This is a genomic window from Enterobacter sp. 302C9 (assembly GCF_034106085.1).
GTDB lineage: Bacteria > Pseudomonadota > Gammaproteobacteria > Enterobacterales > Enterobacteriaceae > Enterobacter > Enterobacter asburiae_B.
Genome location: NZ_JAWNBW010000003.1, coordinates 257,854 through 278,874, shown reverse-complemented (window position 1 = coordinate 278,874; position 21,021 = coordinate 257,854). Strand labels below are relative to the sequence as shown.

23 protein-coding genes are annotated in these 21,021 nt (G+C 56.3%); 10 read left to right on the top strand and 13 right to left on the bottom strand.

Translation table 11 applies throughout. The features are described from left to right. Position 1: 1 nt before the first annotated feature. The 6 genes from gss to UR289_RS09310 form a co-directional block, all read right to left on the bottom strand. Positions 2 to 1,867, bottom strand: a complete 1,866-nt coding sequence (gene gss / locus UR289_RS09335) for a bifunctional glutathionylspermidine amidase/synthase (protein WP_063439501.1) — start codon at positions 1,865 to 1,867, stop codon at positions 2 to 4. A gap of 111 nt (positions 1,868 to 1,978) precedes the next feature. Next, a complete protein-coding gene (locus UR289_RS09330; protein ID WP_058841934.1) occupies positions 1,979 to 2,956 on the bottom strand; it encodes an ABC transporter ATP-binding protein in 978 nt (325 codons plus the stop codon). Then, a complete protein-coding gene (locus UR289_RS09325; protein WP_320709838.1) occupies positions 2,953 to 3,930 on the bottom strand; it encodes an ABC transporter ATP-binding protein in 978 nt (325 codons plus the stop codon). Before UR289_RS09325 ends, UR289_RS09330 begins: the two co-directional genes overlap by 4 nt. After that, positions 3,923 to 4,768, bottom strand: a complete 846-nt coding sequence (locus UR289_RS09320; RefSeq protein ID WP_069303304.1) for an ABC transporter permease — start codon at positions 4,766 to 4,768, stop codon at positions 3,923 to 3,925. Before UR289_RS09320 ends, UR289_RS09325 begins: the two co-directional genes overlap by 8 nt. Before the next feature lie 5 nt (positions 4,769 to 4,773). Next, positions 4,774 to 5,727 carry an ABC transporter permease gene (locus UR289_RS09315; protein ID WP_087823205.1) on the bottom strand — a complete coding sequence of 318 codons (954 nt, stop codon included), beginning with the start codon at positions 5,725 to 5,727 and terminating at the stop codon, positions 4,774 to 4,776. Positions 5,728 to 5,772: 45 nt separating this feature from the next. Then, the gene (locus UR289_RS09310; protein ID WP_320709835.1) at positions 5,773 to 7,362 is read right to left on the bottom strand and encodes an ABC transporter substrate-binding protein; all 1,590 of its coding nucleotides are present in this window, start codon (positions 7,360 to 7,362) and stop codon (positions 5,773 to 5,775) included. A gap of 245 nt (positions 7,363 to 7,607) precedes the next feature. On the opposite strand from UR289_RS09310, the gene yghU reads away from it, so the two are divergent. The 4 genes from yghU to UR289_RS09290 all read left to right on the top strand — a co-directional run bounded on the left by yghU (position 7,608) and on the right by UR289_RS09290 (position 9,832). Further along, positions 7,608 to 8,474 carry a glutathione-dependent disulfide-bond oxidoreductase gene (gene yghU, locus UR289_RS09305; RefSeq protein WP_320709834.1) on the top strand — a complete coding sequence of 289 codons (867 nt, stop codon included), beginning with the start codon at positions 7,608 to 7,610 and terminating at the stop codon, positions 8,472 to 8,474. Positions 8,475 to 8,634: 160 nt separating this feature from the next. Next, a complete protein-coding gene (locus UR289_RS09300; protein ID WP_029740720.1) occupies positions 8,635 to 8,967 on the top strand; it encodes a hypothetical protein in 333 nt (110 codons plus the stop codon). Positions 8,968 to 9,160: 193 nt separating this feature from the next. Then, positions 9,161 to 9,493 (top strand): type II toxin-antitoxin system RelE/ParE family toxin, encoded by a 333-nt coding sequence (locus UR289_RS09295; protein ID WP_033146641.1) that lies wholly within the window; start codon positions 9,161 to 9,163, stop codon positions 9,491 to 9,493. Between the two features lie 12 nt (positions 9,494 to 9,505). Beyond that, positions 9,506 to 9,832 carry a DNA-binding protein gene (locus tag UR289_RS09290; protein WP_032640599.1) on the top strand — a complete coding sequence of 109 codons (327 nt, stop codon included), beginning with the start codon at positions 9,506 to 9,508 and terminating at the stop codon, positions 9,830 to 9,832. Between the two features lie 121 nt (positions 9,833 to 9,953). Here the strand turns inward: UR289_RS09290 and UR289_RS09285 are convergent, their stop codons facing one another. From UR289_RS09285 to UR289_RS09270, 4 genes are all read right to left on the bottom strand, one after another. Continuing rightward, complete coding sequence (locus tag UR289_RS09285; RefSeq protein ID WP_023309166.1) at positions 9,954 to 10,208, bottom strand: hypothetical protein; 255 nt, start codon at positions 10,206 to 10,208, stop codon at positions 9,954 to 9,956. A 126-nt stretch (positions 10,209 to 10,334) separates the two neighbouring features. Beyond that, complete coding sequence (locus UR289_RS09280; RefSeq protein ID WP_045888191.1) at positions 10,335 to 11,882, bottom strand: methyl-accepting chemotaxis protein; 1,548 nt, start codon at positions 11,880 to 11,882, stop codon at positions 10,335 to 10,337. A 345-nt stretch (positions 11,883 to 12,227) separates the two neighbouring features. Next, complete coding sequence (locus UR289_RS09275) at positions 12,228 to 12,716, bottom strand: TIGR00645 family protein (RefSeq protein WP_023309169.1); 489 nt, start codon at positions 12,714 to 12,716, stop codon at positions 12,228 to 12,230. 81 nt (positions 12,717 to 12,797) lie between these two features. Continuing rightward, positions 12,798 to 13,301, bottom strand: a complete 504-nt coding sequence (locus UR289_RS09270) for an ESA_00282 family adhesion-associated protein (protein ID WP_023309170.1) — start codon at positions 13,299 to 13,301, stop codon at positions 12,798 to 12,800. Between the two features lie 103 nt (positions 13,302 to 13,404). Here UR289_RS09270 and UR289_RS09265 point away from each other — a divergent pair, with 103 nt between their 5' ends. Both UR289_RS09265 and UR289_RS09260 read left to right on the top strand, forming a co-directional pair. After that, positions 13,405 to 13,809, top strand: coding sequence for a hypothetical protein (locus tag UR289_RS09265; protein ID WP_023309171.1), 405 nt, complete (start codon positions 13,405 to 13,407; stop codon positions 13,807 to 13,809). 1 nt (position 13,810) lies between these two features. Further along, a complete protein-coding gene (locus UR289_RS09260; RefSeq protein WP_032659963.1) occupies positions 13,811 to 14,260 on the top strand; it encodes a hypothetical protein in 450 nt (149 codons plus the stop codon). A 42-nt stretch (positions 14,261 to 14,302) separates the two neighbouring features. Here the strand turns inward: UR289_RS09260 and exbD are convergent, their stop codons facing one another. After that, positions 14,303 to 14,728 carry a TonB system transport protein ExbD gene (gene exbD, locus UR289_RS09255; protein ID WP_320709828.1) on the bottom strand — a complete coding sequence of 142 codons (426 nt, stop codon included), beginning with the start codon at positions 14,726 to 14,728 and terminating at the stop codon, positions 14,303 to 14,305. A 4-nt stretch (positions 14,729 to 14,732) separates the two neighbouring features. Further along, positions 14,733 to 15,464 carry a tol-pal system-associated acyl-CoA thioesterase gene (gene exbB / locus UR289_RS09250; RefSeq protein ID WP_023309174.1) on the bottom strand — a complete coding sequence of 244 codons (732 nt, stop codon included), beginning with the start codon at positions 15,462 to 15,464 and terminating at the stop codon, positions 14,733 to 14,735. Between the two features lie 251 nt (positions 15,465 to 15,715). Here exbB and metC point away from each other — a divergent pair, with 251 nt between their 5' ends. Beyond that, the gene (gene metC / locus UR289_RS09245; protein ID WP_039262935.1) at positions 15,716 to 16,903 is read left to right on the top strand and encodes a cystathionine beta-lyase; all 1,188 of its coding nucleotides are present in this window, start codon (positions 15,716 to 15,718) and stop codon (positions 16,901 to 16,903) included. Positions 16,904 to 17,046: 143 nt separating this feature from the next. Continuing rightward, a complete protein-coding gene (yghB, locus tag UR289_RS09240; RefSeq protein ID WP_023309176.1) occupies positions 17,047 to 17,706 on the top strand; it encodes a DedA family general envelope maintenance protein YghB in 660 nt (219 codons plus the stop codon). A gap of 44 nt (positions 17,707 to 17,750) precedes the next feature. On the opposite strand, the gene UR289_RS09235 is transcribed toward yghB, so the two are convergent. Further along, positions 17,751 to 18,650 (bottom strand): AraC family transcriptional regulator, encoded by a 900-nt coding sequence (locus UR289_RS09235; RefSeq protein WP_033146645.1) that lies wholly within the window; start codon positions 18,648 to 18,650, stop codon positions 17,751 to 17,753. Between the two features lie 195 nt (positions 18,651 to 18,845). Here UR289_RS09235 and yqhD point away from each other — a divergent pair, with 195 nt between their 5' ends. Next, positions 18,846 to 20,009, top strand: a complete 1,164-nt coding sequence (yqhD, locus tag UR289_RS09230; protein WP_320709824.1) for an alcohol dehydrogenase — start codon at positions 18,846 to 18,848, stop codon at positions 20,007 to 20,009. Between the two features lie 105 nt (positions 20,010 to 20,114). Next, on the top strand, positions 20,115 to 20,942 hold the full coding sequence (gene dkgA, locus UR289_RS09225) for a 2,5-didehydrogluconate reductase DkgA (protein ID WP_320709822.1): 828 nt from the start codon (positions 20,115 to 20,117) through the stop codon (positions 20,940 to 20,942). Positions 20,943 to 21,021: the final 79 nt, after the last annotated feature.

Below are 21,021 nucleotides of genomic sequence, written 5' to 3'. Positions count from 1 at the left end.
TTTATAGCGAGTCCTTCACCACAATCAGCGGCTCGATATCGCTCTCTTTCTTCACCACCAGCGAGTCATCGCCGCGCAGACAGGTTCCGCCGTAGTTCCCGCCCACGGTGAAGGTGCAGACCTGTATGTACTTGCCGTCGACCTTCGGCAGGCACCACAGCTGCTGGTAGATGTTTTTGCGGTCGACAAACTTGCCGCTGGATTTATCCAGCAGTTCGTCCTGAGCGCTGATGAGATCGATATTGCTGCCGCAGCGGCCGGCAATCGGCTTGACGGCATATCCGGTCTGCTTCAGCAGATCGTTAACCTCAAAATCGGTGTCGAGCAGATAACGGTGATTCGGGAACAGCTGCCACAGTACCGGGAGAATCGCCTTGTTGCCGGGAATCACGGTCCACAGCGGTTCGAAGACCAGCACCTCCGGGCGCAGCAGGACGTCAATCAGGCGCACCTCGCCCTCGGGATGTCCGGTCCGAATAGGCACGGCGGCGTATTCTGTTTCGCTGACCTCGCGGATCTGCTCTATCGCCGTTTCCCACGCCCAGGTTTTCCACACGCAGTTGACGTGGCGACCTTCGTCGTCAATCAGCTGTCCGGCGGCATCCCAGCTGAGCGCCTCCAGCCCGTGCAGGATTTTGGTCTCGAACCCGGCCTGCATCAGCGAACGCTGAATAAAGAGCGCGTGGTAATCCTCTTCGACATCGTTGTCCTGCATGATGTGGACGAACGGCCGCGCGTGGCTGTGCTTCCACGCCCCGGTCAGCTCTTCCAGCAGCCCTTCCGCCGGGTTATGCCCGTTGCCGCGATAGCCGTTTTTCACCCACTCTTCGAGAATCAGCCCGCCCTCGGTATGGCAGGAGGCGGAGTCGGCGTTGTACTCGTAGACCTTAATGCCGCGCTCATCCATGCAGAAATCCATACGACCGGTGATCATATGGTGGCGACGCCACTGCCATGAGAGGCGCAGGCGCGGCCAGAGGATTTTCGGGATGTCGAAAAGCGCCAGCAGGCTGTCGTCTTTCAGCACCTTGTCCGTCGCGTGCAGGTACATCAGGTGCAGTTCGTTAGTGGCCTTGATCAGCTCCTGCTCGGCGCTTTCGGTAATGGTGAAGTACTGGCAGGGATCTTTGTTGATCACATGGCCGTTGGCGCGGATATACGCCTGCTGCAGCGCGTCATTTTCGTTAAGCCATTTGCCGTCGAACTGACGCTTGTTTTTCAGCCGCGCGCCGCTGATTTTCAACAGTTCGCCGTCGATTTCCGGCTGGGGAATGCTGTGTTCCGCGTCGTCGGTCTGGATCATCCAGCCGAGAATCTCCGTGTCGTTGAAGGTGTCATGGATCGTGTAACACCCGTTCTCCACGCTCAGACGCAGCTCGCGCGTCCACTGCTGCCCGAGCGGCAGCGGGGAGTGAATCACGTTCTGCTCCGCAATTCGAACCTTATCGTCGAGAAGCTGGGTGATCACCGCCACGTGGCCGGTCTCGTGAAACTCGCCGCCCTTTTGCCAGATCAGCAGCGCCCCGGCGCGCGGCGCGCGTTTTGAGCCGTTGGCAAAGGCCTGAAGGGGCAGAATGTTATCGTTCACCACCTGCCGCAAAAAGCGCAGGGAGAAGATTTCCCACGCCATGCCGACATCGGTAAACACGAAGCCATAGTTGAGAAACAGGAAACGGCGGGCAAACTCAACGCATTGCCACTTGTGGCCCATGTATTCGTTGCCGATATAGCTGCGAAAATCGGCGTCTTGCGGGTAGCTGCGCGGGTCCAGACTGCCGTAATTTGAAGAGTAAATCGCCACGCCACCGGGCGCATAGCCTAACAATGTCCCGAATGGCGCATCACTGCTTAATTTTCCTTTACGCATGTATCCAACCTAAAACAGGCAGGCGGCAATTTTTTTAAGGGTTGTCGTCGTCTGCACGTTGTAATTAACCTGACAGAGGGACATTTATCATACACCTGCGCGGCGCATTAACTACATGTTAAACAGCCAGCATGCCGCGAAATGCCCTGGCGCGATCTCCTGCATGGCAGGCTCCTGCGTCTGGCACACCGGCATGGCGTGCGGGCAGCGGCTGCAGAACTTACAGCCCGGCAGCGCGGACGTGGGGCCGGGAATGTCGCCGCGCAGGGTGGCGTCTTCGAGATTGCGGATGCGCGGATCGGGCTGGGGAACCGCCGCCAGCAGCGCGCGGGTGTAAGGGTGCGCCGGACGTTGATACAGTTCATTCGCTGGGGCAACCTCCACCAGTTTACCGAGATACATCACCCCAATGCGGCTGGAGATATGGCGAACCATGGAGAGATCGTGGGCGATGAACAGATAGGTTAGCCCCAGCTCCTGCTGCAGATCCTGTAAAATATTCACCACCTGCGCCTGCACCGAGACGTCCAGCGCAGAGAGCGGCTCATCGCACAGCACAAATTCAGGATGCACGGACAACGCGCGGGCGATACTGATGCGCTGACGCTGGCCGCCGCTGAACTCATGCGGGAACCGTTCAAGGTGCTCGTGCTTCAGCCCCACTTTGTAGAGCAGCGTTTCCGTACGTTCCCGCTGTTCTTCGCGGCTGTAGCCGTGGATCTGCATCGGCTCGGCCACCAGCTGTCGCACCGTCATACCGGGGTTGAGCGAGGAGTAAGGATCCTGAAAAATCGCCTGCATCCGTTTACGCAGCGGCTTAAGCTCTTTTTCACGGGCGTGGGCAATCGCCTGCCCGGCGAAGTGGATCTCACCCGAGGTGATATCGAAAAGGCGCAGGATGGCGCGCCCGAGGGTAGATTTTCCGCAGCCTGACTCCCCCACCAGGCCAAACGTCTCGCCGGGCTGGATATCAAAGCTCACGCCATCAACCGCCTTCACGGCCACGCCTTTACGCAGCAAACCGCCGTTGAGCGGATAGTGCTTGCGCAGATCGCGCACGCTCACTAATGGCGCCAGTTGTTCACTCATGCCTGAATCTCCTTGTCTGCCCATAGCCAGCAGGCGGCGCGATGGCCCTCTCCGGCGGTGTAAAATGCGGGCTGCCGTTCACACTGGGGCATGCGTTTCGGGCAGCGTTCCGCGAACGGACAGCCCGGCGGCGGGTTAAGCAGGCCAGGCGGCGAACCTTCGATCGGCGATAAACGCTGATTGACCTCATCCGGGCGCGGCAGCGAGGCCAGCAGCCCCTGGGTGTAAGGATGCGCAGGGCGATAAAAAATGTCCTCTACGCTCCCCTCCTCCATCACCAGCCCGCCGTACATCACCACCACGCGGCTGCAGACCTGCGCCACCACGCCGAGATCGTGGGTGATCAGCAAAATCGCGGTCCGGGTCTGCTGCTGCAGGCTTTTCAGCAGGCGCAGGATCTGCGCCTGAATGGTCACGTCCAGCGCGGTGGTCGGCTCATCAGCAATAAGAAGCTTCGGGTTGCAGGAGAGCGCAATGGCGATCATCACCCGCTGTCGCATCCCGCCGCTGAACTCGTGGGGATACTGGTCGTATCGCCGTTCCGCCCCGGCAATGCCTACCTGTTCCAGCATGGCGATGGCCGCCGCTTTGGCCGCTTTTTTGCTGAGTCCTTTGTTGCGCATCAGGATCTCAGCCATCTGCTTGCCGATGGTCAGCACCGGGTTCAGGGCGGTCATTGGATCCTGAAAAATCATCGCGATCTTGTTGCCGCGAATGGCGCGCATCTGCGCGGGCGTTTTCTGCGCCAGATCCTCATTCTGGAAGCGGATGCTGCCGCCGGTTATCCGTCCGTTGCTCCCCAGAAGCTGGATAATCGACTTGCAGGTGACGCTTTTCCCGCAGCCCGACTCACCGACGATGCCGACGAGCTCCCCCGGCTGAACCTGAAAGCTCACGCCGCGCACCGCGTGAACCTCGCCCTCGCGCGTGCGGAACGTGGTTTGCAGGTTCTCAAGCGCTAATAGGTTATTCATCGCGATTCGCTCCCGGCTCAAAGGCGGTACGGAACACATCGCCCAGCACGTTAAAGCTGAACACCGTCAGCAGGATCAGAATGCCGGGGAACATCGCCAGCCACGACGCTTCGCCAATATAAGACTGCGCGTTGTTAAGCATGCTTCCCCACGACGCCGCGGGCGCCTGCACGCCCAGCCCTAAGAAGCTGAGCGTTGACTCCATCAGAATGGCCGAGGCGATATTGAGCGTGGCCGCCACGATAATGGTCGGCAGCACGCCGGGAATAATGTGGCGCACGATGATGCGCAGCGGATGCTCTCCCGATGCGCGGGCATAAAGCACGTACTCGCGCTCTTTCACCGACAGGGTTTCAGCACGCACCAGACGCGACATGTTCATCCACGTCAGCAGGCTGATAATCAGAATGATGTTATCCACGCCCGGCTTGAGGTAAGCATTCACCACCAGCAGCAGGAAGAAGGCCGGAATGGCCATCAGGATATCCACGGCGCGCATCATCAGGTTATCCAGCCAGCCGCCAAAATAGCCGCTCACCGTTCCCACCACCGTGCCGATAAGCGTGGAAAAGAGCATCGCCAGAAAACCTACCATCAGGGAGATCTGGCCGCCATACAGCGCGCGGGTGAAGTAGTCGCGGCCGTATTCGTCGGTGCCAAACCAGTGCGCGGCATCCGGCGGCAACGTGCGCGCGCCGAGCAACATCCGATCCGGATCGTACGGGCTTAAGCCCGCACAGAGCGCGGCGACGACGAAAATAAAAAGCACAAACAGAGAGAACTGCGCCGGACGGTTGCGGCGCAGCTGGTGACGAACCTGCTGCCAGCGTCTGCTCATCCGGGTTACCTCAGCGTACGAATGCGGGGATCGGCGAAGCGATAAAGCACGTCGGCGATCAGGTTACCGACGATCAGCATCATCGACGAGAGCATGATGATCGCCATAATCAGGGGGTAATCCAGCGAGGCGATCGACTGGATCCCGAGCAGCCCCATCCCCGGCCAGGAGAAGACGCTTTCCGTCACATAGGCCCCCACAATCAGCTCTCCGAACGACAGCCCGAACAGGGTGATCACCGGCAGCAGCACGTTTTTCAGAACGTGCCGAAACAGAATACTGGAACGCGTCGCGCTGTAGGCAAGCTGGGTTTGCACGTAGTCGGCCGAGAGCTGCGAGATGGTGTTGGAGCGGATGTAGCGCACGTAGCTGGAGAGGTTGTAGAACGTGAGGGCAATACACGGCAGCACGCCGTGACGCAGCAGATCCAGCCCGTTATCCTCCATGCCGATGGTGCGCATCCCCATGCTGGGGAACCAGTTAAGCTGCACGGCAAAAACGGTGATGAGCAAGATGCCGAACCAGAATATCGGAACAGAAATGCCGATATAGGCGAATAAATTGAGCAGATGATCCAGCCAGCGGTGCTTAAATGCCCCGGCCAGCAGGCCCAGCGGGATCGCCAGCACGATCGCCATCAGCAGCGACGCGCCCATCAGCCCCAGCGTGGCCGGAATGCGTTCGCCGATCATCTCCAGCACCGGACGGTGGTAGATCAGCGAATAGCCGAGATCGCCCCGCAGGACGTTTTTCAGCCACAGGACGTACTGTATGACCAGCGGCTTATCCAGCCCCAGGCTCTGGCGAATACGCTCGATGTCTTCCGGGGCCATGCGCGGCGTAATGTACGCCGCCACCGGATCCCCAGGCGCGAGCTTGACCAGCAGAAACGCCACCAGTGAAATAAAGAACAGCATCGGCAGCAGCTGCAGCAGCCGACGCGTGAGGAGTGTGTTCACGACGTGCCCTTACCAAGGCCCCGACCTGACGGCCGGGGCAATCACTTATTTCTGATAGATTTTTGACAGATCCTGGAACAGATAGACCGGTTTCGGCTCCGCTTCCTGGGTGCCGCCGAAGCGCTTGTCCACCGCGACGGTCGCATTGGTGTAGGCAATCGGGTAGTAGGTCATGTCGTTCGCCACGGTCTGCTGAATTTGCTTATAGATATCGGCCCGTTTTGCGGCGTCGGTTTCCACTGCACCTTTATCCCACAGGGCATCAAACTGCGGATTTTTGTAGTGCGCGTAGTTATAGGCTTCGTTGCTCATGAACAGCGATTTGTAACCGTCCGGCTCGGAGCCCATGATGTAGCCGCCCAGGTTCAGCTCCCACGCGGTGTTGTTCATATCGAGGCTGCGCTGAGACATGGCGTTGGAGTCCAGCGGCATCAGCTCCACGTTCACCCCAATGCCCTTCAGCGCCTGCTGAATGTAGAGCGCCATGCTCTCCTGGGTTTTGTTGGTGTTCACATACGCCAGGCGCAGCTTGAGGTTGTCCGGCGCGCCGGACGTCTTCAGCAGCTCTTTGGCTTTTTGCAGATCGAACTTGTACTGCTCGACGTCATCCGTCTTGTAAAGCGTATCTGGCGTCAGGAAGGAGGTCGCCGGTTTAGCGTAGTCCAGCGAGGTAAAGGCGGTCTGGGTGAGCTCGTCTTTGTTGATGGCATACGCGATGGCCTGGCGCAGCGCTTTGCTCTTCATCACCGGCACGTTCTGGTTGAACGTCATATAGGCCAGACGGCCTTCCGGATAGACCACGAAGTCAAACTTACCGGTATTTTTCAGACGGTTCACATCCTGCGGGTCAACCATCTTGAGGTTGATTTCCCCGTTTTGCAGCGCAAGGTTGGCGGCGTTGCTGTCTTTGGCGAAACGGTAGGTGACCGAATCAAGCTTCGCTTTGCCGTTCCAGTAATCGTCAAAACGGGTCAGGGCGTAATACTGCCCGGCGCGGTACTCTTTGAATTTGAACGGCCCGGAGCCGACCGGCGCATCGTTTTTGCTGCTCTTTTCCAGGTCGCCTTCACCGGCGAACACGTGCTGCGGAATCGGGTAGATTTGTACCAGGGTGCCGGTAAAGGCCGCGCTGACCTGCGGTAGGGTGAACTTAACGGTGCGCTCATCCACCTTGCTCACCTGTACCGGCTTGTCGCCGTAGGTGAACATGCTGCGGAAGAAGCTGTGCTGTTTGGCATCCAGCAGCTTGTTGAACGTAAAGACCACGTCGTCCGCCGTCAGCGGCTGGCCGTCCTGCCATTTGAGGTTGGGTTTTAACGTCAGGGTATAGCTCAGGTTATCGGCGGAAGGCGTCAGGCTTTCCGCCAGGCCCCACTCAATGTTGCCGTTATTAAAGCTGTACAGCGGGGCATAGAGCGCCTGCATGATCGTTAACGTCGTACGGTCACTGGCATAGAGCGGATTAACGGCTAACGGGTCGCCGGAGGTAATTCCAATAATTAGCGAACCGCCCTCTTTTGGCGCGTCGTTTTTTGCCGCTGAGGGCGTATTTGTCTCTTTATTTTTCGCATCATCACAGCCCGCCAGGCCTAACGCGAGCGAAACGACCACTGCCGATAACAGAAGCTTGCGCATCTCACTAACTCCTTGCCTTATAAAGTGTTTATTACTGCATCTTTTATTTATGTTGAAGCATCATATTCAGCTTTATCGGTTTACGCATTAATTATGAAAATGCGATTTTCGATTAAGCTTATGCCGGATTTGATATATATAAGCGCCGGAAGGAATAGCGGCAGATCGATTACGCTCAGTTCGTTAAACGCTTCACAAATCTCCTGCTACACTGCCTCAACACATCACTCAAAAGGCAGGCCAACATGTCAGACAACACGTATCAGCCACCAAAAGTGTGGGAATGGAAAAAGAACGGCGGCGGCGCGTTCGCCAACATCAACCGCCCGATTTCCGGCGCGACCCATGAGAAAGATCTGCCCGTGGGCTCCCACCCGCTGCAGCTTTACTCTCTCGGAACACCGAACGGTCAGAAAGTGACGATCATGCTCGAAGAGCTGCTGGCGCTGGGCGTGACGGGCGCGGAGTACGACGCATGGTTGATCCGCATCGGCGAGGGCGATCAGTTCTCCAGCGGGTTTGTTGAGGTGAACCCGAACTCGAAAATACCGGCGCTGCGTGACCACTCCACGAACCCGCCAACGCGCGTCTTTGAATCCGGCATTATCCTGCTCTATCTGGCAGAGAAATTCGGTCACTTCCTGCCGAAAGATCCGGCTGGACGCACCGAGACCCTGAACTGGCTGTTCTGGCTGCAGGGCGCAGCGCCGTTCCTCGGCGGCGGCTTTGGCCACTTCTACAACTACGCGCCGGTAAAAATTGAATACGCGATTGACCGCTTCACCATGGAAGCCAAGCGCCTGTTCGACGTGCTGGATAAACAGCTGGCGCGCGGTCGCTACGTGGCGGGTGAAGAGTACACCATCGCGGATATCGCCATCTGGCCGTGGTTCGGCTGCGTGGCGCTTGGCAGCGTCTATAACGCCGCCGAGTTCCTCGATGCAGAGAAGTACACAAACGTGCAGCGCTGGGCGAAAGACGTGGCGAATCGCCATGCCGTTAAGCGCGGCCGTATCGTTAACCGCACCAGCGGCGAGCTGAACGAGCAGCTCCACGAACGCCACGCGGCGAGCGACTTCAATACCAATACGGAAGATAAGCGTCAGGCGTAATGTTCCGCCGGGCGGGTCCCCGCCCGGCAACTGAGATCCCAGCCCAGGGCATGATTAGCTTAAAGGTTGAGCCGGTATTGCTGGCACTATCTGTGCGTTTTTCTCGCGTCAGAGATTGAGAAATGACGTCTCAACCGACAGCAGTCACAAAGGATCTGTTATAAAACTTATTAAAACAACGCTGGTTATCAGCGCCCTCATTTTTTCCACCTCGGGAATGGCTATCGACAAAACCGCCGCTGGCGCGGTAGCAGGCGCGGCCATTGGTGCGGCCACGGGCAAAGATCTGAAATCGACCGTTGGCGGCGCCGTCGTGGGCGCAGGCACCGGTGCCATGTTCAAAAACGGCGGCAAAGGTAAAGCCGCGCGTAAGGGCGGCGCGGTTGGAGCTGCCGTAGGCGCAGGTGCCGCGGCGGTTACCGGCAAGAGCGTGCTGAAAGGTGCAGCCGTTGGTGCGGGCACGGGCGCGCTGATTGGTGAAGCGACGCACTGATAAATACAGCCGGGCAGCGCTCTGCGAGCCCGGCCTCGTTGTTATGCAGTAATCCCTCCGCACAAGATCTCACATTTTTGCGATCCGCTTTCAGAAATCACATCTTCCCCACTGCAACAACCCTGTGAACAGTTGCCTGTCGTAGCCTGAAGATTACAATGCATTTGCTTATCGTAAACTACAGGCTACAATAATGGCTAAGGTCAAACACTACATCACAGCAGACGGGTACGACCCTTTTGATGCATATCTGAGAAGTGTGAAAGATCCCATAGCTAAAGCCATGATTGCTACACGTGTCGCCAGAATGTCTACGGGTAACTATGGTGATTGCAAGCCATGCAGAGAGAGCGTTTCAGAACTCAGGATTGACCAGGGGCCGGGTTACCGCGTCTATTTCAGCGAAGTCTTCGATCCGGCAGATGGCGCAGTAAGTCTGGTGCTATTGACTGGAACGAAAAAAAAGCAAAATGCAGATATTGACAGGGCCGTTGAGTATCTCAACGACTACAAGCGCAGAATATAAGAGGAAATCGGAATGGCTAAATCAGTACTTCATGATGACGCAATGGTACAGCTCCTGAAAGATTCTCCGGATTTCGCGCCCGTATATCTTCATCAGGCTTTCATTGAAATTGACGAGCCCGGAGGCTATGAGGCGTTCATGCTGGCTTTACGACATGTGATTGAAGCCTCTGGCGGGATGACCGTCATTGCTAAACGTGCAGGCATTTCTCGCGAATCACTCTATAAATCACTTTCACCAAACGGTAACCCTTCATTTAAGCGTATTGCGGAAGTGGCATCCGCAACGGGATATCCGATTTCCAGAATTGCAGCTGCAGGGTTAAACGCACCAGCGTGAGACGCACGTCAAAATACGCCCTAAGTTCTGGCCGGGCGAAGCATCAATGACGATCGTCATGCTGAAACGCCATTGGAAAAGGCGGTAAGAGACATGCCTGCATGCCGCCTCATCTGTTGCATTAATACTTAATGTCCCGCGCTTTTTGTCTTCCGGACTGTTTCATCTGACGCTTGTCCTGACGGCAGTCGTGATTACTCTGGTTATTGTTCGCCACGCAGGTCTGCTTCACCTGCCGCGACGCGTCGCGGGTTTCCTGCCTGACATCACGCGCCACGCGCCGCTCCTGCGCCTGCTGGGTCGCACTGGCAGAAACCGAGAACAGCATCAGAAGAATGCAAGAAAGGACAGGAATGACAGATAACGATCTGTTCATAGCAACACCTCGGAGAAGAGAGCCCAGAACGTCAGGGGGTTAGCAAAAGAATAGCAGTTTCAGAAGGGGCTGAATGGGGAAGGCGTTAATAATATAAGGCCGCACAAGGCGGCCTTGTACGTTGCGTTATGCCGTCAGGCGGAACTTCTGCACCGAGCGCTGAAGCTCTTCGGTCTGGCGCTCCAGCGCCGCCGCTGCCGCAGAAACCTCTTCAACCAGCGAGGCGTTTTGCTGGGTCACGCCATCCATCTGGGTAATGGCAATCCCGACCTGCGAAATACCCTTGCTTTGCTCCTCAGAGGCGGAAGCGATTTGCTTCATGATGGTCGTCACTTCCGTCACGTCGCGCAAAATCGCATCCATGGTGGTGCCGGTGTCGCTCACCAGCTGCGCCCCCTGCTCTACGCGGGAAACGGAATCGGTAATCAGCCCCTCAATCTCTTTAGCCGCGTTGGCGCTGCGGCTTGCCAGGTTACGAACTTCACCTGCCACCACGGCGAAACCACGCCCCTGTTCGCCGGCACGCGCCGCTTCAACCGCCGCATTGAGTGCCAGAATATTGGTCTGGAAGGCAATGCTGTTGATCACGTTGGTGATTTCAGCAATTTTCTTCGAGCTTTCCGAAATACCGCTCATTGTGGTCACCACCTCTTCCACCAGCGAGCCGCCGCGGCTGGCGGTAGTTGAGGCGACATCGGCCAGCTGGCTGGCCTGACGCGCGCTTTCCGCGTTCAGTTTCACCGTGGCGGTTAGCTGTTCCATGCTCGCTGCCGTCTCTTCCAGCGCAGCCGCCTGCTCTTCGGTACGGGAAGAGAGATCGTTGTTACCGCTGGAGATTTCTGTCGCGCCGCGCCAGATATTTTCACTGCCGGAGCGAATCGTACTGACCGCTTCGCGCAGGCTGTCCTGCATCGCGCTCAGCAGCGGCACCAGCTGCCCCACGCAGTTGCGGCCGAACGGCTCAATGGGCTGGCTGAGATCGCCCTGGGCAATCTGGCGGAACTGCTGGCGAATGCGAGCCAGCGGTTTGACCAGCATCGCCACCAGATAACGGTCGGTGAAGAGCAGGATCAGCAGGCCGATAATCGTGGCGACGATAATCACCGTGCGGGTCATGCTTGTCAGGCCGTCCACCACCACGCGGGTGCTGTCGAGCGACTTCGCGGCGGCATTGTTGAACGCCTCAGCGGCCGCACCGAACGCGCGGCTCAGCGGTGGCGTGACGTTGTTGGCCTGCTGGCGATACCCCTCCAGAGCCCCCTGCTTCGCCTGCTGCATTTGCGGCGTGACGCCCTGTTCAAGCAGCGCCTGCCAGGAGCCGATCACCCGTGAAGAGACCTGCTCGTCCATCGGGCCTGGGGAGATCGCTTTCATCTCGGCCAGTTTCTTGCCCATGTTATCCAGCGCCTGTTGGGCGGAGGACAGATCCGGCGTGCCGCCTGCGGCTTTGACTTCCATTGCGCGGCTCAGACGGGTCACAAAGCGGAAATATTGATCGTTACCCTGGCTGAGTACCGTCATCTGTTTAACCAGCTGGCGATCGACTTCATTGCCATCCGATACGCGAGAAAGGGACCAGGTGCTGTACAACCCAACGCCCGCCCACATTAAACAAAAGATCCCGAGAATCGTCAGCATGACGAAACGGATCGTGAAATTACGGAGCATATTCATAAGTCTTCCTTGCCGTGAGGGTGAGTTCGCCCAGAGGCGAGTACTACTCTCGTTATCGGCAGGAAAGAGGGAAATTATAACGTTTTGTGATCATTTTTAATTAGCGTGGCTTCACTGGTCACACAGCTGCCGTTAATCATTAGGCCCGCGCTTAGTGATGCAATTTATGATGTGATAAGTGCAGAGTGGGAAAGCGCTTTGAATCTGTGGCAGGCGTCGTCGGATAAATAGTGCGGTCTGATGCCCTCACCCCGGCCCTCTCCCACAGGGAGAGGGAGAAAGGCCGCACCGAGCGGTCCCCTCGCCCCTTTGGGGAGAGGGTTAGGGTGAGGGGTAAGGTGTACTTTATTTCTTACTGATCTTATCCAGATACCCCATCACAAACGCAGACAGCACAAACGTCAGGTGGATGATGACGTACCACATCAGTTTGTTATCCGGCACGTTCTTCGCGTCCATAAACACGCGCAACAGGTGGATAGAGGAGATCGCCACAATCGACGCGGCCACTTTATTCTTCAGCGACGAAGCATCCATTTTGCCCAGCCAGCTGAGCTTCTCTTTACGCTCGTCGATATCGAGCTGGGAGACAAAATTCTCGTAGCCGGAGAACATCACCATCACCAGCAGCCCGCCCACCAGGGTCATATCCACCAGCGACAGCAGAACCAGAATCAAATCCGCTTCGGCAATAGAAAAAATGTTCGGCAGAACATGCCAGATTTCCTGAAAGAACTTAATCGTCAGTGCGATAAGTGCCAGCGAGAGGCCAAAATAGACGGGGGCCAGTATCCAGCGGGAGGCGTACATGGCATTTTCAAAAAAGCGTTCCATAAAGTCCTGTTTGCAAAAGAAACCAGCGCCCAGTATATCTCAACGGCGCTGGCTGTTTGCAATAACTCAACGGTACGTCACTCAGACGTTGTCTGGGTTAACCTCGGGACGTGCGTACTCCGGCCAGACAAGCGCCACCAGTTCAGGATAGGCTTCCAGGCTGAACTCGCGAAAACACTGACGCAAATTTAATACGTCCAGATCGGAATAAGAGACCTTCTCGCCGTTAAGACAGCGCTTTTTAATATTGTCATAATATTTATAGACTGCTGAATTCAGATCGCTACAGCGACGCTGTGCCTCAAACAGTCCAGGCGTGTCATTAATTTCCGACATTTTCATGCGCTTAATTGTCGCATGTAAAAAGTCGATATATTCGTGGTTCACACGCCAGTACCAGACAGGCGTAACGGAGTTCATCAATACAGAGAAATGGTCTTCCCCTTCCTCTTTTGTCATCAGTTCAGGTTGCGGGGGTTCACTGGTGTCTTTCGACACTTTCGTTTTATTGAACTCCTGCATCAATAAAAGCACACCAGCGGTCAGTAATAGTAATGTGATGACCGTAAAAAAGATGCTGTTCATGGGTAGGCTCCATTTTTTTTGATTTTAAATTTGCCTCATGATATTGTCAACGAATCTCACGCCTTTACCAACCCCACCCTGTTGAAAATAAAGGAAATTAAAAATGCTGCCCGACTATCTCGTCCCGGCTAAGTACCACATTACGCCTGTGGAACAGCAACCGACGGAAGCAGAAAAAGAGGCCAGTTTCACTCAGGGGAAAAGAAAGCTCTCTGATTTCGAGCCCGATATATTAATTGGTGTTTCCCGAACTGGCAAATCCCGAAATATGTTGCTGGAAGAGCACGATCGCCATATAAAAGACCGCTTATTTCGCGCCATAAAAATTGAAGCCTTTGTCCACCTGCTGAATGACCTGCAGGCCGAGGGTGAAATAGATGCCCAGAAACTAAGTCAAATAATGGCCGAGAAAACCGAAGAAATTAATGAAGCGGGCAATGAAATTTGGCTTAATTTAATTACGCGCGAAAAAAACAACCCAATCTTTTATAGCCTGGGGGAAGATTAACGTGAAAGAAGTTAAAAACAACGACGTTTATTTGACTTTAGATGATAAAAAAAGTGATGAATTTATCTTAAAGCAAAATCTCGACGCGCTAAGAAACACAAAAAATGACGAGATGACGCGTATTACGCAAGACCTGGTATCGATCCCGGCGACGCTGGTTCGTCTGAAGTGGCAGAATCGCCGTGAAATTTATCCGCTACAGGTCAAAGAAGAGATTTACGGTGCCGTGATGAACGCCATCATAGAGCAGCGTCCCGAGCTGAAAGAGAAGCTTCTGGGACGTCTTGAGGCCAATTATCAGTATCTGCTTGCCAGAGAAATCGCCACCCTGCGTCTGACGCGCAAGCTGTCCGACGGTGAGTACCGTACCTCAAACGTCACCTGCGTGGCGCTTGATGAGGACGCGCTGGCAACCCCTTCTACCGCACCGACGGATAATAAAAACGCATAAACCGACAGGCATAAAAAAAGCCGGCTTTCGCCAGCTTCTTTATCACTTCGAGGCCGCTTTCTCTTCGCCGACCAGTCCAATCTTCAGGTAACCCGCCTGATGCAGCGTGTCCATTACCTTCATCATGGTTTCATAATCAACGGTTTTATCCGCGCGGAAGAAGACCGTGGTGTCTTTCTTACTGCCCGTAAGCTGCTCCAGCGCCGGGATGACCGAGTCGGCCGTCACCGGGTCGTTCCCGAGGAACATAGATTTATCCGCTTTCACCGACAGGTAGATAGGCTTCTCCGGGCGCGGCTGGGGCTGGCTGGAAGAGGCGGGCAGATTCACCTTCACATCCACCGTCGCCAGCGGCGCGGCCACCATGAAGATAATCAGCAGAACCAGCATGACGTCGATAAACGGCGTCACGTTGATTTCATGCATTTCGCCGTTATCGTCCAGATTTTCGTTTAGACGCATCGCCATACTCTTAACCTGCGCGCAGTTTAGACGCCGCGTGCACCGGCTTAACCGAGCTGGCGTTCAGGTCGAGATCGCGACTTTGCAGCAGCAGAACCTGCGCGGCAACGTCACCCAGCGTGGCTTTGTAGCTGCCAATCATGCGCGCGAAGATGTTGTAGATGACCACCGCCGGAATAGCGGCAACCAGACCGATTGCCGTCGCCAGCAGCGCTTCTGCGATACCCGGCGCAACGACCGCCAGGTTGGTGGTTTGGGTCTGCGCGATACCGATAAAGCTGTTCATGATGCCCCAGACCGTACCGAAAAGACCGATGAACGGTGAGATCGCGCCGATGGTCGCCAGATAACCATTGCCGCGTCCCATGTGTCGGCCAACGGCCGCAACGCGACGCTCCAGGCGGAAACCGGTACGTTCTTTGATCCCTTCGTTATCTTCACTGCCAGCGGAGAGTTCCAGCTCGTTCTGCGCTTCGTTCACTAACAGGGTGGTCAGGCTTTTCGCGTGGAAGGATGAGGTCATGTCTGCAGCCTGATCCAGAGAGCGGGCTTCGGCCAGCTGCTGCTGTTCCCGCTTAAGGCGACGCTTCTGTGAAAGCAGCTCGGCGCTTTTGCTGAAGAAGATAGCCCAGGTGACAACGGACGCCAGAATCAGGCCGATCATCACAATCTTAACCACGATGTCAGCATGCTGATACATGCCCCAAACGGAGAGATCCGTCTGCATCAAATTATTACCCACTCTGTATCTCCAGGACGCAAATCACAAAATCTGAGCGTAATAATATCAAAACGTCGTCGAATTGATAGTAGTTCTCATTAGTATTTGCATGGTGCCGTAATTTTCGTTCACTTTCCTTGCGCTTACGCAGTAAAAATTTCTTATGCAAATTTTTGCTAATATTTTCTGCTTATTCGATAAGCCCCGGGGTGCAGTTTTTTCCAATCGTGGTAGTCTGGACGTCCAGACGTATAAAAACAGGGTTAGCGAACATGACAAAGAAGCATCTTGATACCACGCTGGTACAGGCAGGACGCAGCAAAAAATATACGCAGGGATCGGTCAACAGCGTGATTCAACGAGCCTCCTCGCTGGTGTTTGATACCGTAGAGGAGAAAAAAATCGCCACGCGCAATCGCGCGAAAGGCGGGCTGTTTTATGGCCGTCGCGGCACGCTAACCCATTTCTCTCTTCAGGAAGCGATGTGCGAGCTGGAAGGCGGCGCGGGCTGCGCGCTGTTCCCGTGCGGGGCGGCGGCGGTCGCCAACACCATTCTGGCGTTTGTGGAACAGGGCGACCATATCCTGATGACCAACACCGCCTACGAGCCCAGCCAGGACTTCTGCACCAAAATCCTCAGCAAGCTCGGCGTAACGACCGGCTGGTTCGACCCGCTGATTGGTGAAGGCATTGCCGAACTTATTCAGCCAAACACGCGCATTGTGTTCCTGGAATCTCCGGGATCGCTCACCATGGAAGTTCATGACGTGCCGGCTATCGTGAAGGCCGTGCGCAGCAAAGCGCCAGAGGCGATCGTGATGATCGATAACACCTGGGCGGCGGGCGTGCTGTTCAAAGCCCTGGAGTTCGACATTGATATCTCGATTCAGGCGGCGACGAAATACCTGATAGGCCACTCTGACGGCATGATTGGCACCGCGGTTTCCAACGCGCGCTGCTGGGATCAGCTGCGTGAAAATGCCTACCTGATGGGCCAGATGGTGGATGCAGATACGGCCTACATGACCAGCCGCGGACTCCGCACGCTGGGCGTTCGCCTGCGTCAGCACCATGAAAGCAGCCTGAAGGTGGCCGAATGGCTGGCGCAGCATCCGCTGGTTGAGCGCGTGAATCATCCCGCGTTACCGGGCAGTAAAGGCCACGAATTCTGGCAGCGTGACTTTACGGGCAGCAGCGGTCTGTTCTCGTTCGTGCTGAAAAAGCGGCTAAATAACGACGAGCTGGCGAGCTATCTGGATAATTTTACCCTCTTCAGCATGGCCTACTCCTGGGGCGGTTTTGAATCTCTGATCCTGCCTAACCAGCCGGAACAGGTTGCGGCTCTGCGCCCCGGCGGTGAAGTGGACTTCAGCGGCACCCTGATTCGACTGCATATCGGTTTAGAAAACGTTGACGATCTGATTGCCGATTTAGCAGCAGGGTTCGAGCGTATCGTGTAAAGTGCTGGCTGAAAATGTACTCCCTGGACGCTTTTGTGGACACCGCAAGCAGAAAAGTCTGCTTGAGTTGCGCCCGGGATCAAACCCGACGGGCGAATAAGGGAGTACAATAGCGCTATATCTGCTGTTCCACAGGAAAGTCCATGGCTGTTATTCAAGATATTATCGCGGCGCTCTGGCAACACGACTTTGCCGCGCTGGCGGATCCTCACGTCGTCGGTATCGTTTACCTCGTGATGTTCGCAACTCTGTTTCTGGAAAATGGATTACTGCCAGCCTCTTTTTTACCCGGTGACAGCCTGCTTTTACTTGCCGGGGCGTTAATCGGAAAAGGCGTCATGGACTTCACGCCAACGATGGTTATTCTCACTTCCGCAGCAAGCCTGGGCTGCTGGCTGAGCTATCTGCAGGGCCGCTGGCTCGGGAATACCCGCGTCGTGAAAGGCTGGCTGGCGCAGTTACCGCATAAATATCATCAGCGTGCGACCTGCATGTTCGATCGCCACGGCCTGCTGGCACTGCTGGCGGGGCGTTTCCTCGCGTTTGTTCGCACGCTTCTGCCTACGATGGCGGGCATTTCCGGTCTGTCAAACCGCCGCTTCCAGTTCTTCAACTGGCTGAGCGCTCTGCTGTGGGTGGGTGTGGTCACCACGCTCGGCTACGCGCTGAATATGATCCCCTTTGTGAAACACCATGAAGATCAGGTGATGACTTTCCTGATGGTGCTGCCGATGTTCCTGCTGGTGGCAGGACTGGTGGGAACCATCGCGGTAGTGATTAAGAAGAAGTACTGCAGCGCCTGATCCCCTCACCCTGACCCTCTCCCCATAGGGGAGAGGGGAAAAGCTTAAGCTCCCTGCATGGTTCGGATGCGTGATGCATCCTCTCCCGGCGTGACGCCGAAATAGCGCTTAAACTCCCGACTGAACTGCGACGCACTTTCGTAACCCACCCGCATCGCCGCCGCGCTGGCCTTCATGCCGTCGTGGATCATCAGCATCCGCGCCTTATGCAGCCGGTAGGTTTTAAGGTACTGCAGCGGCGAGGTGCTGGTTACCGACTTGAAGTTATGGTGAAACGCCGAGACGCTCATGTTCGCTTCCGCCGCCAGCTGGTCGACGCTGAGGTTTTCCGTGTACTGGCTTTCGATACGCTTGAGCACGCGGCTTATCAGGCTGAAGTGGGTCTGTCGGCTCACCAGAGCCAGTAACGCCCCGCCGCCCGGGCCTAGCAGCACGTGGTAGAGAATTTCGCGGACGATCTGTTTGCCCAGAATACGCGCGTCCAGCGGCCTTTCCATCACGTCCAGCAGACGTTCAATGGCGCAGAGGATCTCTTCCGACAGCGTCGCCGAGTTAATCCCGCTCGACGCCATAGACGGCTGGAAGAATTCGTCTTCGCCAATATCCATCAGCAGCTCCTGCAGCTGAAGAATATCGACGTTGACGCGAATACCGGCCAGCGGAACGGCCTCTGTCGCGAAGGTTTCACATTCGAAGGGTAAAGGTACCGTCAGGAGCAGATATTCATTGGTGTCGTAGCGGAACACGCGCTCGTTGATATAGCCAATTTTATGGCCCGAGAAGAGAAAAACGATGCCCGGCTGGTACATGACCGGCGTGCGCGTCCCGGGCTGCGTGCCGTAGAGCAGGCGAATGTCAGGAAGCAGATCGCTGACGCCATTTTCTTTATCTATCAGTCTTTTAATCTGCGCAGTGAGCTGATGGCAGATCGCTTCACGGTTCATATTACGTTACTCCGGGTACGGTTTCCGACGTTGACAGTGTGCGTGCTTTTCCGCGCTTTCTCCAGCGCTCTGTAGAAATGGGCAAGACATCGGCAGAAATGTGCATTGAGAGGATAGCCCCGGACGGCCACAATGTGCAGCATCAGGTCGCCCTCTGCGCCACCACGGTTTTTCACCCACTAAAGGGAACGAGCAATGAACAACTTTAATCTTCACACCCCAACCCGCATTCTGTTTGGTAAAGATGCTATCGCCGATCTGCGCGCGCAGATCCCCGCTGACGCCCGCGTACTGATCACCTACGGTGGCGGCAGCGTGAAAAAAACCGGCGTGCTGGATCAGGTTTACAGCGCCCTGGACGGTCTGGACGTGCGTGAGTTCGGCGGCATCGAGCCAAATCCGTCTTACGAAACGCTAATGGACGCGGTGAAAATTGCCCGCGAAGAAAATATCACCTTCCTGCTGGCCGTCGGCGGCGGCTCCGTGCTGGACGGCACCAAATTCATCGCGGCGGCAGCGCACTACGCTGACGGCATCGATCCGTGGCACATTCTGGAAACCCGCGGCAGCGACATTAAAAGCGCCATCCCGATGGGCTCCGTGCTGACCCTGCCAGCGACGGGCTCTGAATCCAACAAGGGCGCGGTGATCTCCCGTAAAACGACCGGCGACAAACAGGCCTTTATGAACGAACACGTTCAGCCTGTGTTCGCGATCCTGGATCCGGTTTATACCTACACCCTGCCTGCGCGTCAGGTGGCGAACGGCGTGGTCGATGCCTTTGTTCATACCGTTGAGCAGTACGTAACGTATCCGGTAGATGCCAAAATTCAGGATCGCTTCGCGGAAGGCATTCTGCTGACGCTCGTCGAAGAAGGTCCGAAAGCGCTGAAAGAGCCGGAAAACTACGACGTGCGTGCCAACGTCATGTGGGCGGCAACGCAGGCGCTGAACGGCCTGATCGGGGCTGGCGTGCCGCAGGACTGGGCAACCCATATGCTGGGCCACGAGCTGACGGCGATGCACGGTCTGGATCACGCTCAGACGCTAGCCGTTGTGCTGCCTGCCCTGTGGAACGAAAAACGGGATACCAAGCGTGCCAAACTGCTGCAGTATGCCGAGCGCGTGTGGAACATCACCGAGGGTTCTGACGATGCGCGTATTGATGCCGCCATCGAAGCGACCCGCAGCTTCTTTGAAGGTCTGGGCGTGCCAACGCGTCTGTCCGGCTACGGCCTGGACGGCAGCTCCATCCCTGCCCTGCTGGCGAAACTCGAAGAGCACGGCATGACCCACCTGGGCGAGCACGGCGATATTACGCTCGACGTGAGCCGTCGCATCTACGAAGCGGCACGCTAAGCGTTTTTGCCCTCCCGACTTTCGTTTTTTGACATTTCGTCCAGACTTAATGCACAACCCATCGCCGGAGGAACCCTCCGGCGATGCGCACCTGAAGGAGGAAAAATGGCAAACCAAACCGTAATCAAGCTGCAGGACGGCAACGTGATGCCCCAGCTGGGGCTAGGTGTATGGAAAGCCGGTAACGACGAGGTCGTCTCCGCCATTCATAAAGCCCTGGAAGTCGGCTATCGGTCCATTGATACCGCCGCCGCATATAAAAACGAGGACGGCGTGGGTAAGGCACTGGCCAGCGCTGGCGTCCCCCGCGATGAGTTATTCATCACCACGAAACTGTGGAACGACGATCAAAAACGTCCCCGCGAAGCGCTGGAGGAGAGCCTGGAGAAACTCCAGCTCGATTTCGTCGATCTCTGGCTGATGCACTGGCCGGTTCCGGCTATCGATCACTACGTTGATGCCTGGAAAGGGATGATTGACCTGCAGAAAGAGGGGCTGGTGAAAAGCATCGGCGTCTGTAACTTCCAGGTTCATCACCTGCAGCGGCTGATTGACGAGACTGGCGTTGCGCCAGTGATTAACCAGATCGAGCTGCACCCGCTGATGCAGCAGCGCCAGCTACACGCCTGGAACGCTACGCATAAAATCCAGACCGAGTCCTGGAGCCCGCTGGCGCAGGGCGGCGAAGGGGTGTTTGATCAAAAGATTATCCGTGAGCTGGCGGATAAATACGGTAAAACCCCGGCGCAAATCGTCATTCGCTGGCATCTGGACAACGGCCTGGTGGTCATCCCGAAATCGGTCACGCCATCGCGCATCGCCGAGAACTTCGACGTCTGGGATTACCGTCTGGACAAAGACGAGCTGGGTGAGATTGCGAAGCTGGATAAGGGTAAACGTTTAGGCCCGGACCCAGACCAGTTTGGCGGGTAATCGCGTAAAAAAGCCGGGTGGCGGCTTCGCCTTACCCGGCCTACGTGTCGACATAAAAACCCCGGCTCGCCGGGGTTTT

Coding starts and splice junctions, on each gene's coding strand:
- gss (WP_063439501.1), bottom strand. CDS start 1,867: ATGCGTAAAGGAAAATTAAGCAGTGATGCGCCATTCGGGACATTGTTA.
- UR289_RS09330 (WP_058841934.1), bottom strand. CDS start 2,956: ATGAGTGAACAACTGGCGCCATTAGTGAGCGTGCGCGATCTGCGCAAG.
- UR289_RS09325 (WP_320709838.1), bottom strand. CDS start 3,930: ATGAATAACCTATTAGCGCTTGAGAACCTGCAAACCACGTTCCGCACG.
- UR289_RS09320 (WP_069303304.1), bottom strand. CDS start 4,768: ATGAGCAGACGCTGGCAGCAGGTTCGTCACCAGCTGCGCCGCAACCGT.
- UR289_RS09310 (WP_320709835.1), bottom strand. CDS start 7,362: ATGCGCAAGCTTCTGTTATCGGCAGTGGTCGTTTCGCTCGCGTTAGGC.
- yghU (WP_320709834.1), top strand. CDS start 7,608: ATGTCAGACAACACGTATCAGCCACCAAAAGTGTGGGAATGGAAAAAG.
- UR289_RS09295 (WP_033146641.1), top strand. CDS start 9,161: ATGGCTAAGGTCAAACACTACATCACAGCAGACGGGTACGACCCTTTT.
- UR289_RS09290 (WP_032640599.1), top strand. CDS start 9,506: ATGGCTAAATCAGTACTTCATGATGACGCAATGGTACAGCTCCTGAAA.
- UR289_RS09285 (WP_023309166.1), bottom strand. CDS start 10,208: ATGAACAGATCGTTATCTGTCATTCCTGTCCTTTCTTGCATTCTTCTG.
- UR289_RS09280 (WP_045888191.1), bottom strand. CDS start 11,882: ATGAATATGCTCCGTAATTTCACGATCCGTTTCGTCATGCTGACGATT.
- UR289_RS09275 (WP_023309169.1), bottom strand. CDS start 12,716: ATGGAACGCTTTTTTGAAAATGCCATGTACGCCTCCCGCTGGATACTG.
- UR289_RS09270 (WP_023309170.1), bottom strand. CDS start 13,301: ATGAACAGCATCTTTTTTACGGTCATCACATTACTATTACTGACCGCT.
- UR289_RS09265 (WP_023309171.1), top strand. CDS start 13,405: ATGCTGCCCGACTATCTCGTCCCGGCTAAGTACCACATTACGCCTGTG.
- exbD (WP_320709828.1), bottom strand. CDS start 14,728: ATGGCGATGCGTCTAAACGAAAATCTGGACGATAACGGCGAAATGCAT.
- metC (WP_039262935.1), top strand. CDS start 15,716: ATGACAAAGAAGCATCTTGATACCACGCTGGTACAGGCAGGACGCAGC.
- yghB (WP_023309176.1), top strand. CDS start 17,047: ATGGCTGTTATTCAAGATATTATCGCGGCGCTCTGGCAACACGACTTT.
- UR289_RS09235 (WP_033146645.1), bottom strand. CDS start 18,650: ATGAACCGTGAAGCGATCTGCCATCAGCTCACTGCGCAGATTAAAAGA.
- yqhD (WP_320709824.1), top strand. CDS start 18,846: ATGAACAACTTTAATCTTCACACCCCAACCCGCATTCTGTTTGGTAAA.
- dkgA (WP_320709822.1), top strand. CDS start 20,115: ATGGCAAACCAAACCGTAATCAAGCTGCAGGACGGCAACGTGATGCCC.